Source organism: Corynebacterium sp. UBA2622 (genome assembly GCF_002339505.1).
Lineage (GTDB): Bacteria > Actinomycetota > Actinomycetes > Mycobacteriales > Mycobacteriaceae > Corynebacterium.
The window spans coordinates 20300-34302 of record NZ_DDJO01000014.1; the positions used below are offsets into that span (position 1 = coordinate 20300).

General features: G+C 69.1%; 8 protein-coding genes and 1 pseudogene. 6 read left to right on the forward strand and 3 right to left on the reverse strand.

The annotated features are described in order from the left end of the window. The first annotated feature begins 69 nt into the window (after nucleotides 1–69). Entirely contained in the window at nucleotides 70–1221 is a 1152-nt protein-coding gene (locus B3611_RS06570; RefSeq protein WP_291314286.1) for an acetyl-CoA C-acyltransferase, read from the forward strand. Between the two features lie 7 nt (nucleotides 1222–1228). After that, nucleotides 1229–3409: a 3-hydroxyacyl-CoA dehydrogenase/enoyl-CoA hydratase family protein gene (locus B3611_RS06575; protein ID WP_291314287.1), complete on the forward strand. Its 2181-nt coding sequence runs from the start codon at nucleotides 1229–1231 to the stop codon at nucleotides 3407–3409. Between the two features lie 84 nt (nucleotides 3410–3493). On the opposite strand, the gene B3611_RS06580 is transcribed toward B3611_RS06575, so the two are convergent. The 3 genes from B3611_RS06580 to B3611_RS06590 all read right to left on the reverse strand — a co-directional run bounded on the left by B3611_RS06580 (nucleotide 3494) and on the right by B3611_RS06590 (nucleotide 7548). Further along, nucleotides 3494–4675: an acyl-CoA dehydrogenase family protein gene (locus B3611_RS06580; protein ID WP_291314288.1), complete on the reverse strand. Its 1182-nt coding sequence runs from the start codon at nucleotides 4673–4675 to the stop codon at nucleotides 3494–3496. Between the two features lie 58 nt (nucleotides 4676–4733). Further along, nucleotides 4734–5939 carry an acyl-CoA dehydrogenase family protein gene (locus tag B3611_RS06585; RefSeq protein WP_291314289.1) on the reverse strand — a complete coding sequence of 402 codons (1206 nt, stop codon included), beginning with the start codon at nucleotides 5937–5939 and terminating at the stop codon, nucleotides 4734–4736. 103 nt (nucleotides 5940–6042) lie between these two features. Beyond that, nucleotides 6043–7548, reverse strand: coding sequence for an AMP-binding protein (locus tag B3611_RS06590; protein WP_291314290.1), 1506 nt, complete (start codon nucleotides 7546–7548; stop codon nucleotides 6043–6045). A 181-nt stretch (nucleotides 7549–7729) separates the two neighbouring features. Between B3611_RS06590 and ndk the strand changes: the two genes are divergently transcribed. The 4 genes and pseudogenes from ndk (at nucleotide 7730) to B3611_RS06610 (ending at nucleotide 13874) form a co-directional block, all read left to right on the forward strand. Further along, nucleotides 7730–8140 (forward strand): nucleoside-diphosphate kinase, encoded by a 411-nt coding sequence (gene ndk / locus B3611_RS06595; RefSeq protein WP_291314291.1) that lies wholly within the window; start codon nucleotides 7730–7732, stop codon nucleotides 8138–8140. Between the two features lie 150 nt (nucleotides 8141–8290). Next, nucleotides 8291–9991: an alkaline phosphatase D family protein gene (locus B3611_RS06600; RefSeq protein WP_291314292.1), complete on the forward strand. Its 1701-nt coding sequence runs from the start codon at nucleotides 8291–8293 to the stop codon at nucleotides 9989–9991. 105 nt (nucleotides 9992–10096) lie between these two features. After that, nucleotides 10097–10672: a TetR/AcrR family transcriptional regulator gene (locus B3611_RS06605; RefSeq protein WP_291314293.1), complete on the forward strand. Its 576-nt coding sequence runs from the start codon at nucleotides 10097–10099 to the stop codon at nucleotides 10670–10672. A 234-nt stretch (nucleotides 10673–10906) separates the two neighbouring features. Further along, nucleotides 10907–13874 (forward strand): annotated as a pseudogene (locus tag B3611_RS06610) (translation initiation factor IF-2 N-terminal domain-containing protein). The last annotated feature ends 129 nt before the right edge of the window (nucleotides 13875–14003 follow it).

Consider the following 14003-nt stretch of genomic DNA (forward strand, 5'->3'; position numbering starts at 1 on the left):
CCCTGTGGTGTGATGGGCGTTATACTCGGGAGAAATTGTTACCCGCACTCCATTAGTTGAGGACTGAACATGACTGAACAGATTTACATCACCCAGGCGAAGAGGACGCCGATCGGCACCTTCGGCGGCTCGTTGTCCAAGATGTCGACGATCGACCTCGGTGCGTACATCGCCAAGGCCGTCATCGCGGACTCCGGTGTCGCGGCGGACGAGTTCGACTCCTCCGTGTGGGCCAACGTGGTCACCACCGGACCGCGCGACCTCTACACCTCCCGCGCGGTGGCCCTCGAGGCGGGCCTGCCCCAGGGGTCCCACGCCCTCGGCGTGAACCGTCTCTGCGGCTCCGGCGTCCAGGCGGCCGTGAGCGCCTCCCAGCAGCTCATGACGGGTGATTCCAAGCTCGCGCTCGTGGGCGGCGTCGAGGTGATGAGCCAGGCCCCCTACTCCGTGGAGGGCATGCGCCAGGGCCGCAAGATGGGCGACGGCAAGCTGGTCGACTGGCTCACCGGCGCGCTCACCGACCCGATGGGCAACGGCATCATGGGCATCACCGCGGAGAACGTCGCCGCCAAGTACGGCATCGACCGCGCCCGCCAGGACGAGTTCGCACTGCAGTCGCAGCAGCGAGCCGCCGCCGCCATCGCGGACGGCAGCTTCGAGTCCCAGATCGTGCCCGTGGGCGACTTCACCACCGACGAGCACCCCCGCGCCACCACGGCCGAGAAGCTCGCGGGCCTGCGGCCGTCGTTCAACAAGGAAGGTTCCGTGACCGCGGGCAACTCCTCGGGAATCAACGACGCCTCCGCGGCGCTGGTGATGACGACCGACTCCGGCCTGAAGGAGTATGGCCAGGAGCCGCTCGCCAAGGTCGTGTCCTGGGGCCTGGCCGGCTGCGACCCGAAGTACATGGGCCTCGGCCCCACCGTTGCGGTGCCGAAGGCGCTGGACAAGGCTGGCCTGAGCCTGGGCGACATCAAGCTCATCGAATCCAACGAAGCCTTCGCGGCGCAGGCCATCGCCGTGTCCGACCAGCTCGGCTTCGACAACGACAAGACGAACATCCACGGTGGCGCCATCGCGCTCGGCCACCCCATCGGCGCGACCGGCGTCATCCTCATCACCAAGCTCATCCACGCCCTGAAGGCGGCGGGTGGCGGGCTCGGCCTCGTCACCGCCTGCATCGGCGGCGGCCAGGGTATCGCTCTCGTTCTGGAGGTTTAAGGAACACATGTCCAAGGAAATCACCACTGCAGCAGTTCTCGGTGCCGGCTCCATGGGCGCGGGCATCGCGGCCCTCATGGCCAACGCCGGGCTGAAGGTCCATCTTCTCGACCTCCCCGGTGACGGCGAGGACCGCGACGAGCGGGCCCGCAAGGGCATCGAGACCCAGGTCAAGCGCCACGGGTTCGCGCGCAAGGAGTACGCGGAGCGCGTCACCCCGGGCAACACCGAGGACCACCTCGACCGACTCGCGGAGGCCGACTGGATCGTCGAGGCCGTCTTCGAGGACATCAACGTCAAGCGCGACACCTTCGCCAAGGTTGACGCCCACCGCCGCCCCGGCACCCCCGTCACCTCGAACACCTCCACCATCCCGCTGGAGACGCTGCTCGCCGAGGCGAGCGAGGACTTCAAGCGCGACTTCGCCATCACCCACTTCTTCAACCCGCCGCGAGTGATGCGCCTCGTCGAGCTCGTCGCCGGCCCCGACACCGACCCGGAGATTACCGAGCGGCTCCGAGGCACCCTCGAGCGCGGCCTGGGCAAGGTCGTGGTCGACTGCCGTGACACCCCGGGCTTCATCGCCAACCGCATCGGCTCCTTCTGGATGGGTGTCGGCGCGCAGGTCGCCTTCGACCAGGGCATCGCGCCCGAGCAGGCGGACGTCGCCTTCGGCCGCCCGTTCGGCGTCCCGCGCACCGGCGTGTTCGGCCTCTTCGATTACGTCGGCCTGCAGGTTGCCCCCCACATCTGGGGTTCGCTTCTCGGTGCCCTGCCCGCCGACGACGCGATGCAGAACTACGGTGTCACGGACTCCGCGCCCTTCAAGGAGCTGCTGGAGAAGGGCTTCACCGGCCGCACCGCCGAGTCCGGCTTCTACCGCGGCCGCGACGAGGTCTACGACTTCGAGGCGCACGACTACCGCCCGAAGCAGAGCTACGAGGTGCCCAAGTCCGCGGTTGAGCTGATGGACTCCGGCACCCCCGAGGGCAAATACGCCCGCGAGGTCTTCCGCATCTTCTTCCAGTACTGCTGCGACACTGCCTTCGAGATCGCGGACACGGTGGACAAGATCGATGTCGCGATGGAGCTGGGCTACGGCTGGAAGAAGGGCCCCTTCGCCCTCGCCGACTCGCTCGGCCTCGACTACGTCGCCTCGCTTTTCGACGCCACCCCGGCCCTCCTGGACTCGGCGCGCCAGGCCGGCGGCTTCTACGTCGACGGCAGGGTGCTCGGCACCGACGGCCAGCTGGTGGACCTTCCGCGCCGCGAGGGCGTGGTGCGCGTCGCCGACCTGGTCGACGGCGCCGAGGTTGTGGCCCAGAACGCGGGTGCGACCGTCTACAAGCTCAGTGACGGCACGGGCGTGTTTGTCTACACCACCCCGATGAACTCCTCGACCGACGACGTCACGGAGCTTTTCACCCACGCCGGCGAGTGGGACCTGGCCTCTCTCGTCATCGCCAACGACGAGGAGCGCGCCTTCTCCGCAGGCGCCAACCTCCCGCGCCTGGCCGAGATCTCCGGCCCGAACGGCGACGAGGAGGCCCGCAAGGCCACCATCCGTCAGGGCGTCGAGGGCCTGCACGCGCTGCGTCGCGCCCCCTACCCCGTGGTCGGCGCCGTTCGCGGTGTCGCCCTGGGTGGTGGCATGGAGCTGCTGCTGCACACCGACGCCTCCGTCATTCACGGCGAGACCCGCGTGGGCTTCCCCGAGCGCTCGGTGGGCCTGTTCCCGGCGTGGTCCGGGCCGGTGCGCCTGCTGCAGCGCCTGCTCGAGCTGGGCGTCCCCAACGCCCACAAGACGGCCTACGACGCGCTGCTCAACGTCAAGCCGGTGCCCGCCGTGAACGTGGACTTCTGGCGCGACGGGGACCGCGTGATCATGAGCCCCGACCACGTCGTGGAGCAGGCCCTCGAGCTCGCCCGCGAGCTTGCGCAGGGTTACACCGCCCCCGAGGACGCCGAGCTGCCGCTGACCACGGAAACCCTGGAGTACACCGAGGGATCCGAGACCGACAAGGCCATCGGCGCGGCCCTGGCCTCCGTCTACGCGGGCGAGGGCACCGCCACCGAGGCGGAGCTGGGCGACCGGCAGGTCGACGCCGCCTCCGATGTGCTGGCCCGCCAGGAGAACTTCGAGCGTGCGGAGCACATGGCGAAGACCCGCAAGCCGCTGAACAACTAGCGGGTTCGCGCCAGCGGTCCGGGCCGCTGGCGGGAACGCGAAAAGGGGGGCCGGTGCGCGACCGGCCCCCCTTTCCCGTCCGACTCAGCGGTAGGCGCTGACTCCGGTGACGGTCTTGCCCACGATGAGGGACTGGATGGTGTCCGTTCCCTCGTAGGTGTGCAGGGACTCGATGTCCGCCATGTGGCGGATCACGTCGTTTTCCAGCAGGATGCCCACGCCGCCGAACATGTCTCGGGCATTGGCGGCCACGCGCCGCGCGGCGCGGGTGTTGTGCACCTTGGCCAGCGCCGCCTGCTTCTCGCTCAGCGTCCCTGCCTCCTCGAGCTCGAGCAGGCGCCTGCAGTACAGCGCCATGGCGGTCACGTCCATGAGCATGTCGGCGAGGCGCTGCTGGATGATTTGGTTCTTCACCAGCGGGCGGCCGAACTGGACGCGCTCCTTGGCGTAGCCGAGGGCCTTTTCGTAGCAGTCGATGGCGATGCCCAGGGCGCTCCACGCGACGCCGAGGCGGGTGCCACCCAGGACCCGGGCGGTGTCGCGGAAGGAGTTGGCGTTGGCGAGGCGGCGGGACTCGGGCACGCGGATGTCGCGAAGCCTGATGTGGGCCTGCGGGATTCCGCGCAGAGAGGCCTTGCCGGCGATGGTCTCGGCCTCGTAGCCGTCCTGGTCCTGGTCGACGATGAAGCCGCCGACCTCGCCGTTGTCCATGCGCGCCCAGACAATGGCGATGTGGCCCACGGAGCCGTGGCCGATCCACTTCTTTTCGCCGTTGATGACCCACTCGTCACCGTCGCGGGTGGCGGTGGTTTCCAGGCCGATGGAATCGGAGCCGTGATCGGGCTCGGTGAGCGCGAAGGCCCCGCGGATCTCCATGCGCGACATGGGGCCGAGGAACTCCTTCTTCTGTTCCTCCGAGCCGCACAGGTTGATCGACTGCATGGCCAGACCCGCCTGGACAATGACGGCGGTGGCGGTGGAGGCGTCGCAGCGCGCCAGCTCCATCTCGATGAGGCGGTTGGCGCGGATGCTCATGGGGCGCTCACCCTCGATGTCGATGGCGTCGCGCACCAGGCCGCGCTGGGCGGCATCTTCGACGGCGGGGATGTTGTACTCCGCCTTCTCCCACGCATCGTTGATGAAGGGGCGGATGCTCTCGCAGTACTCGCGCGTCTCGGACCACCACTTCAGGTCCTCGCCGTCCACGTCCGCGAAGACCTGGTAGTAGTCGGTTTCGGGGACGAGGAGCTTACTGGTCTCGGACATGGGGGCCTTTCGGTCGGTTCGGTCGGTTCGGGCGGGGAAGGGGTGCTAACCGGCGCAGCTAGCTGGTGAAGGCGCCGACGCCGGTGATGGACTTGCCGACGATGAGCGACTGCATCGTGTCGGTGCCCTCGTAGGTGTGGAGGGTTTCCGCGTCGGCCATGTGGCGGATGACGTCGTTCTCCAGCAGGATACCCACGCCACCGAACATGTCGCGCGCGTTCGCCGCGACGCGGCGGGCCGCCCGGGTGGAGAACACCTTCGCCAGCGCGGCCTGCTGCTCGGTCATGGTGCCGGCCTCTTCGAGCTCGAGGAGGCGCTTGCAGTAAAGGCCCTGGGCGGTGACATCCATGAGCATGTCGGCGAGGCGCTGCTGGATGATCTGGTTCTTGATCAGAGGGCGGCCGAACTGGACGCGCTCGGAGGCGTACTTCAGGGCCTTCTCGTAGCAGTCGACGGAGAGGCCGAAGGCGCTCCACGCGACGCCGATGCGGGTGGACATGAGGACCTTTGCGGTGTCGCGGAAGGACGTGCAGCCGGGCAGGCGGCGGTCGTCGCCGACGCGGACGTTGTCGAGCTTGATCTGCGCCTGCGGGATGCCGCGCAGGGCGGCCTTGCCGGTGATGGTGTCGGCGGAGTAGCCCTCCTGGTCCTGGTCGACGATGAAGCCGCCGACGTTGCCGTCCTCCATGCGGGCGTAGACGACCGCGATGTGGCCGACGGAGCCGTGGCCGATCCACTTCTTCTCCCCGTTGATGACCCACTCGTCGCCGTCCTTGACGGCCGTGGTCTCCAGGGCGATGGAGTCGGAGCCGTGCTCGGGCTCGGTGAGAGCGAAGGCGCCGCGGATCTTCAGCTCGGACATCGGCTTGAGGTACTTCGCCTTCTGCTCCTCGGAGCCGAGCATGGCGATGGACTGCATCGCCAGGCCGGCCTGGACCCCCAGGGCGGTGGCGGTGGAGGCGTCGAGACGCGAGAGCTCGAAGCCGATGAGTCGCTTGGCGCGTACCGACATCTCGGGAAGCCCCTCGATCTCGATTCCGTCACGGACGAGACCGCGGCGGGCCATCTCCTCGACGGCGGGGATGCTGTACTCGGCCTTCTCCCACGCGTCGTTGATGCCGGGGCGGGCCCACTCGGCGAAGTCGCGGGCCTTCTGCCACCACTCGAGGTCGGCGCCGTCCACGTCGGCGAAGAGGCCGTAGTAGTCGGTGCGGGGATCGAGCGGGATGCCCTGGAACTCTTTGAAGTCGACGGTGTCGGCCATGTTTACCCTCCGTGAGTGTTAGGTGAATCGTTCGTTCCGCTTATTGTGACGCAGACCGCACGTAAACGCAACAGATTTGTAGCGCAAGTTGGCGCATGCCGGGTTAGGGCATCCCCCGCAGCTCCCGACGCAGGATCTTGCCGGTCGCGTTCTTCGGGATCTCGTCGATGAACACGACCTCGTGCACCTTCTTGTAGGGGGTCACGCGCGAGGCCACCCACTCCATCAGCTCCCCGGCGCGGGGGTTGGAGCCCTCGCGCTTGACGACGAACGCCCGCGGAATCTCCAGGCCGTCCCTTTCCGCGCCTACCACCCCCACGTCCACCACGTCTGGGTGGGTGAGCAACAGCGCCTCCAGCTCCGCCGGGGCGACTTGGTAACCCTTGTACTTGATCACCTCCTTGGCGCGGTCGACGATGCGCAGCGCGCCGTCCCCGTCAATCCGGGCGATGTCGCCCGTGCGCAGCCACCCGTCCTGCACAAGGGTCTCTGCCGTGGCGGCGGGGTCGTTCAGGTAGCCCTTCATCACCTGGGGGCCGCGCACCAGGACCTCGCCCTCCTCGCCCTGCGCGATGTCCTCGAGAGTCTCGACGTCCACCAGGCGGACCTCGGTGTTGGGGGCGGGCTTGCCCACGCTGGCGTGGTCCGCCTCCCCGTGGACGTTCACCGCCACGAGCGGGGATGCCTCGGTCATGCCCCAGCCCTGGATTACGTGGGTGTCCAGGCGTTCCTCCACCGCGCGCATCGTGACGGCGTCGAGGGGCGCGGCGCTGCTGATCATCAGGCGGGAGGAGGCGAACCAGGCCGGGTCCACGTCGGGGTGCTTCGCCATCGCGATGGCCATCGGCGGGGCGATGAAAGTCAGCTCAATGCCCTGCTGCGCGTGGGCGCCGAGGAAGAGCTTCATGTCGAACTTGGGCATGGTGAACACGTGGTGGCGCATGAAGAGGGGGCCGAGCAGGAGGACCGTCATCCCGTAGATGTGGGAGAAGGGCAGGACGGACAGGGTTGCGGTGCCCTGCGTCATCCCGTTGCGCTCAAGCATGTCGTTGACCTGCAGGATATTTGCCACCAGGTTGCGGTGCGTCAACTGGACGCCCTTCGGCATACCGGTGGTGCCGGAGGAGAAGGGAACCGCGGCGATCGAATCGGCGGCGATGGACATCCCGGGCGCCGGCAGGCCCTTGCCCGCCACGGACTGGAGTTCCATGGAGAAGATCTGCGGGGTCTGCTCAAGGTCGGTGGGACCGATGAACAGCGCCGAGGACGCGGTGCCGACGATGTGGGCCACATCCGCCTGGTTCATCAGCATGCCGATCGGGTTGACCGCGGCCCCCGCGCGCAGGATGCCCAGCAGGCCGGCGGCGAAGTTGATGGAGTTGGGCACCTGCAGGGTGACCACGTCGCCGGGGCCGATGCCGCGGGCTGCGAGCTCTCCGGCGATGGACTCCGCCATCTCCTTCAGTTCGCCGTACGTCACCGAGGCGCCCGTCGAAAGCTCCGTGATCGCGGGGAGGGCGGCCTCCTCCTCGCGCAGTTCCGGGAAGAGCAGGCTGAAAACATCGGTTTCGGGGATGTCGATGGCGGGGTAGGGGCTGGGGTGGATCACTGTGTCTCCCTCGTTGGTCTCCGGTGTGCTGTGATGTGCGTCGCAAAGCTGACTCTGGTTTATCACACGTCACAGCGGAGGGGTGCCGCGCCACCGGGTCCCCGCCCGTGCCAAAACCGCGGCGACACCGATACGCGTGGCGGTGGGCGGGTGAGGGGGGCGTTTAGTAAGGTGAGAAAACATGACTGAACGTACTCTCATCCTCATCAAGCCGGACGGTGTCGCCAACGGCCACGTCGGCGACATCATCGCGCGCATCGAGCGCAAGGGTCTGAAGCTCGTCGAGCTGGACCTGCGCACCGCCGACCGCGAGACCGCGGAGAAGCACTACGAGGAGCACAAGGACAAGCCCTTCTTCGGGGAGCTCGTCGACTTCATCACGTCCGCGCCGCTCGTGGCCGGCATCGTCGAGGGCGAGTCCGCCATCGCGGCATGGCGCCAGCTCGCCGGCGGCACCCACCCGGTGGAGAAGGCCACCCCCGGCACCATCCGCGGCGACTTCGCCCTCACCGTCGGTGAGAACGTCGTCCACGGCTCCGACTCCCCGGAGTCCGCCGAGCGCGAGATCGCGATCTGGTTCCCGGGCAAGTAATCCCCGCCGAGCCAACGCCGCCCCCGATCGAGGAGGGCGGCGTTTTTCGGTTCAGCCGCCGCTGAACGGCCGGTGAACCGCCGGTGAAACCTCCGGTAACCCGTGTCGCACCGGTTGCGGGCGGCGGGAGGAGGGGAGAAATTGTTCCCTATGCCACGGTCCCAGTCTCTTCCCTCCCTGCCCCGCCGCACCTTCCTCGTCGGATCCGGGGTCGCCGCAGCCTCTGCGGCCATCGCCCCGCGCACAGCTGCGCAACCCGCGGGTTCCTCCGTGCCCGTCACGGGCGCCCGGGTTCTCCCCGGAGCCCCCGAGTCCGGGTACTCCCTCTTCATGCACGGGGTGGCCTCGGGGGACCCGACCCCGGAGTCCGTCATCCTGTGGACGCGCGTGACCCTCAGCCCCGACGCCGTCCCCGGCTCGGGTGTCGGTGATGACGCGGCCGTGACGTGGGAGGTGGCCACGGACCCGGAGTGCACGCGGGTGGTGCGCTCGGGCACGGCCACGGCCTCCGCCTCCTCCGACCACACCGTCCACGTCGATCCCCACGGGCTGCAGGCGGACACGGTGTACTACTACCGCTTCACCTGCAACGGCGTGACCTCCCCGGTGGGGCGGACGAAGACCGCCCCAGCCTACGACGCCGACGTCGCCCAGATCTCCTTCGCCGTCGCCTCGTGCGCGAACTGGGAGGCCGGTTACTTCGCCGCCTACCGCGACATGGCTGAGCGCGCGGAGCGCGGCGACGTCGACGCGGTCGTCTTCCTCGGCGATTACATCTACGAATACGCCACAGGCAAGTTCAGCGGCAAGAGCGGGGTTTCCCGCCCCCATACGCCGCTCAACGAAACGATCACCCTGGCGGATTACCGGGCCCGCCACGGCCGCCACAAGCAGGACCTGAACCTCCAGCGGGCCCATGCCGCCGCTCCCTGGGTCGTCGTCTGGGACGACCACGAGACCGCCAACGACGCCTGGGCCGGGGGAGCGGAAAACCACACCGAGGGGGCAGAGGGCCCGTACGCCGCGCGCCGGGACGCGGGGCAGCAGGCGTACTTCGAGTGGCTCCCCGTCCGCGCCACCCGCCCCTCGGAGGGCGGGCACATCTACCGCAACCTGCAGTTCGGCAACCTGGTCAACCTGACCATGATGGATCTGCGCACCTACCGCGACCAGCAGGTCGCCCGGCAGTTCGCCTACGACGACGGCCGCACGATGCTCGGCGGGGAGCAGTTCGAGTGGCTCACCGCCGCCGTGCGCACCTCCACCGCCCGGTGGAACGTGATGGGAAACTCCGTGATGGTCGCCCCGATGGTGCTCGGCCGCCTGCCCGAGACGAGCTCGGACGCGGTGATCGCCAACCAGATGCTGGGCCGCTTCTCGGGCCTCGTCAGCGGCATCCCGCTCAACCCCGACCAGTGGGACGGTTACGCTTCGGCCAGGGCGCAGCTTTTCGACGTCCTCGCCGCCGACGACTCCAACATCCTCTTCCTCACCGGCGACATCCACAGCGAGTGGGCCAACGCCGTGGTGCACAACGGCCGCGAAATCGGGTGCGAGCTGGTCACGGCGTCGATTAGCGCGCCCAACGTCGACGACTGGATCACCGAGGCCGTTCGGGTGTACACCCCGGAGGACAACCCGATCTCGCACCTGGCGGAGGGGTTGGTGCGACAGCTCAACCCGTGGGTGAAGCACGTGGACATGGACTCCCACGGTTACGCGGTGGCCCGCGTGCGCCGCGACGAGGTGGGCATGGAGTACTACCGGGTGGCGGATGTGGAACAGCCCGACGCGCCGGTGTCCCTAGCCGTGTCGAAGCTGTGGAGAGTGGGTGCCGGCTTCGTGGCTTAGCGCCTCCTGAACGGGGCTTTCGCGGGGACACCCGTCCTGATTCGTCTTCTTCCAACTTTAGATATAAGTTGTGGTGCATACGAAGAAGGATCGGAGAGTAACACTGTGGTTCGAAGCACCGAGCAGGCGCGTGCCGTGAGCAAGCGCAAGGCGATCCTTGACGCGGCCAGCAGGCTGATGGTCGCCGAGGGGCTGCGGAGGGTGACCCACCGCCAGGTGGCGGCCGAGGCGGGGGTTCCCGTCGGCTCCATCGGGTACTACTACTCCAGCCGGGAAAAGCTGATCGCCGCATGCTTCGACGACGCGCACCGCCGCCGCCTCGATGTGGCCACCCGGCGCACGGAGGAGGCTTCGCCGGACAGCGGCACCGAGGAGGTGGCGGAAGCCATCCTCGACATCGTCACCGCCGGCCGCCCCTACGCGCTCGGCGGTCTCATCTTCGCGGTCGTCGACGCCAGCCGTGAGCAGCGCGAGGCGGGCGCGTCCCAGGTCAAGGACCAGGCCACGGAGACGATGGAGCTTGTCGATATCTACCTCGCCCGCTCCGGGCGTGAGCCGCACAACGCCCGCGAGGTCGGTGAGGTGATCTTCGGCGCGGCCATCGTCGGCACCCAGGTGGGGGAGGACCCCCACGCGGCCGCGCGCACCGCCCTGATCCGCGTGCTCGGCAGCAACGACTGACGCATCTTTCCCCACCTACCGGCCCGGCCCACGGAACGGCCGGGCCTTTCCTGTGCCACAATGGGGGTCAAGCTTCGCCCCGCCGCGCCCGCCCGTCCAGCGCGGGCGCGGCGCAGCGACGCTGACAAGCTTTCATTCACACATCCCCGCCCACACGGGGTGCCGCGCGGCGGCGGCGAGGAACGTCCTCGCCAGCGCCCGGTGCCCCGCTCTGGCGGGCCATATAACAGGAGAATGTTCGTGGCCACAAGCGACGATTCCACCACATCGAAAGAAAAGAAGCGTACGACGAGGAAGACGGGGGGCAGGCGCACTACGCGGACGAACCCGGAAACTTCCCCGGTGCAGAACTTCGACCGCTCCACCCTGGGCGACAAGGTGCGCGTTTTCCAGCTGTCCAAGCAGCTCGGTATCCCGTCCAAGGACCTCGTGGTCACCCTCCACGAGCTGGGCCTGGTCAAGGTCGCCCAGTCCTCTCTGACCCGGTCCGAGGCGGAGCAGCTCCTCGACGCCCTCTCCGCCGGCGGCGCCCCCGATGCCCCGGCGGCCACGGGTGACGATGCCGACGGCACCGACGGCACCGAGAAGATCCGTCAGCGCGTGCGCAAGGACGTGGAGAACGAGATCCACCAGATAGAGGAGAAGGTGGACACCGAGCTCGCCGGTGGCGCCGACGCCGAGGAGAACGACGGGGGCGATGACGGGGACCTCCTCGCCGATGTCGAACCCGAGGTCACCCCCGCGCCTGAGACTCCGGGCGCCCTCGCTTACACCCCGCTGTTCAAACCGCCGTCACGCGCCGAGCGTCGTCGGGCCAGCCGCGCCGCCGACGCGGCCGCCCGGGGCGTCGGGAAGCGTGCGGCCTCCGTGCCCGACGACGAGCCCGCCGCCGACCCCGGGGCCGGGGCGGGGTTCGATGAGGCGGACGAGTCCGAGGTGATCGAGGTTATCGAGGAGCCGAAGGCGATCAAGGGCTCCTCCCGCCTCGAGGCGCAGCGCCGCCGACGCACGGAGCTGCGGGAGGAGGGCCGCAAGCGCAGCCGCGTCGTCTCGCAGGCCGAGTTCCTCGCGCGGCGCGAGTCGGTGGAGCGCACGATGGTGGTGCGCGAGCGCGACCGCCACGACGGGCCGGGCCGCATCACCCAGGTGGGAGTGCTCGAGGACGGGCTGCTCGTGGAGCACTTCGTCACCTCGGACCAGAACGCCTCGATGATCGGCAACATCTACCTCGGTCGCGTGCAGAACGTGCTGCCGAGCATGGAGGCCGCCTTCATCGACATCGGCCAGGGCCGCAACGGCGTGCTCTACGCCGGCGAGGTGGACTGGAAGGCCGCCGGCCTCGGCGGGCGTTCGCGACGCATCGAGCAGGCGCTGAAGTCGGGTGACCAGGTCGTCGTGCAGGTGACCAAGGACCCGGTGGGCCACAAGGGTGCGCGCCTGAGCACCCAGATCTCGCTGGCGGGGCGCTACCTCGTCTACGTCCCCGGCGGGCGCAGTGCGGGCATCTCGCGGAAGCTTCCCGCGCCCGAGCGCAAGCGCCTGAAAGAGATCCTGGCCAAGGTCGTGCCGGGCAAGGGCGGCGCGATCATCCGCACCGCCGCCGAGGGCGTCCCCGAGGACGCCATCGCCGCCGACGTCAACCGCCTGCACACGCAGTGGGAGGCCATCCAGGCGAGCGCCGAGAAGGAGAAGAAGTCGAAGGGCGCCAAGCCGGTGACCCTCTACGAGGAGCCGAACCTTCTGGTCAAGGTCGTGCGTGACCTGTTCAATGAGGACTTCTCCTCCCTTGTCGTGGACGGGAAGCGCCCGTGGAACGTGGTGCACGCCTACGTCACCTCCGTCGCGCCGGACCTCGCCGACAGGCTCGAGCGCTACGACCGCTCCTCCCACGACGGGCGCGATGCCTTCGAGGCCTACCGCATCGACGAGCAGATCCAGAAGGCCCTCTCGCGCACCGTGTGGCTGCCCTCCGGGGGCACGCTCATCATTGAGCGCACCGAGGCGATGACCGTCATCGACGTCAACACCGGCAAGTTCACCGGCTCCGGCGGCTCCCTGGAGGAGACCGTCACGCGCAACAACCTCGAGGCCGCCGAGGAGATCGTGCGCCAGATGCGATTGCGCGACCTCGGCGGGATGATCGTCGTCGACTTCATCGACATGATCCTGCCCGAGAACCAGGAGCTGGTCCTGCGCCGGCTCAAGGAGGCGCTGGGTCGCGACCGCACCCGCCACCAGGTCNNAGGTCACCTCGCTGGGCCTGGTGCAGATGACGCGCAAGCGTCTCGGCACCGGCCTGCTCGAGACCTTCTCCACCGAGTGTGAGTGCTGCGGCGGCCGCGGCATCATCCTCACCGAGGACCCCGTCGACGCGGAGCCGCTTGTCGACGACCCGACCGAGCGCCGCGGGCACCGCCGCCCCGCCCAGGCCCCCGGGCGCACCCGTGATGACGCGCGGGTGCCGGAGAAGGAGGAGGACTCCTCTGCCGACATCGCCCTCGACGACGCCGCCCTGGAGGAGCTGGCCGACTCGGTCATCGGCTCCAAGGCACAGACGGAATCCGATCCCGGCGACTCCCCCGAGGGTCACGGCCGTGGCCGCCGCCGCGGGCGCCGGGGAGGTGGGCGCGGGCGGGGCCGGGAGGCGGCTGCGACGCAGCAGGAACCCCCGGCCACCGAGGACCCCGCCGATGATTCCCCGCGCCCGGAGGATTCCCCGCGCCGCCGCCGGGGCGGTAGCGGGCAGAAGCAGGTGAAGTCCGGGAAGCCCGCCGAGAAGCCGGCCGAGCGCGATGGCGCCGCGTCCTACGAGCAGGCGGTGGAGGAGTTCGAGGCCTCGCCGCGCCGCAAGCGCCGCACGCGCGGGAACTCCCGTTCCGACCACGCGCCGCGCCCGGAGGACTTCGGTGCTGACGCCGCTGCGGACAAGCGCGACAAGCCCGAGGCCGCCGAGAAGAAGGCACCCGCCGAGAAGAAGGCACCCGCCGAGCGGGGGGAGGGCGCGCCCGAGCGCGCCCCGAAGAGCGGTGGGCGAGGCCGCCGCCGGGCGGTGCGCCGTTCCACCGCGAGCGAGGCGGCACCGGAGCGGAAGACCGGCAAGGCGGACACTCCCCGGGAGAAGGCTCCCGAACCGGCCGGCCGCAGTGAATCGGCGGGCCGGGGCAGGGGCCGGAGGAGGGCAACGCGCCGCAGGTCGTCGTAAAGTGGAGGCGCTTTTCCGCGCCCGCGGTTATTTGCTGTTTGTCAAGGTCGCGTAGTAGTCTTTGACAGTCGCTGTTTTGGGGCGTGCGCGCCTCGTTGCCCATGCATGCAGGCACGGCGCGCCTGAGCT

Excerpts from the sequence above, each read along its gene's own strand:
- B3611_RS06580 (WP_291314288.1), bottom strand. The coding sequence starts at position 4,675 with ATGTCCGAGACCAGTAAGCTCCTCGTCCCCGAAACCGACTACTACCAG.
- B3611_RS06585 (WP_291314289.1), bottom strand. The coding sequence starts at position 5,939 with ATGGCCGACACCGTCGACTTCAAAGAGTTCCAGGGCATCCCGCTCGAT.
- ndk (WP_291314291.1), top strand. The coding sequence starts at position 7,730 with ATGACTGAACGTACTCTCATCCTCATCAAGCCGGACGGTGTCGCCAAC.
- B3611_RS06600 (WP_291314292.1), top strand. The coding sequence starts at position 8,291 with ATGCCACGGTCCCAGTCTCTTCCCTCCCTGCCCCGCCGCACCTTCCTC.
- B3611_RS06570 (WP_291314286.1), top strand. The coding sequence starts at position 70 with ATGACTGAACAGATTTACATCACCCAGGCGAAGAGGACGCCGATCGGC.
- B3611_RS06575 (WP_291314287.1), top strand. The coding sequence starts at position 1,229 with ATGTCCAAGGAAATCACCACTGCAGCAGTTCTCGGTGCCGGCTCCATG.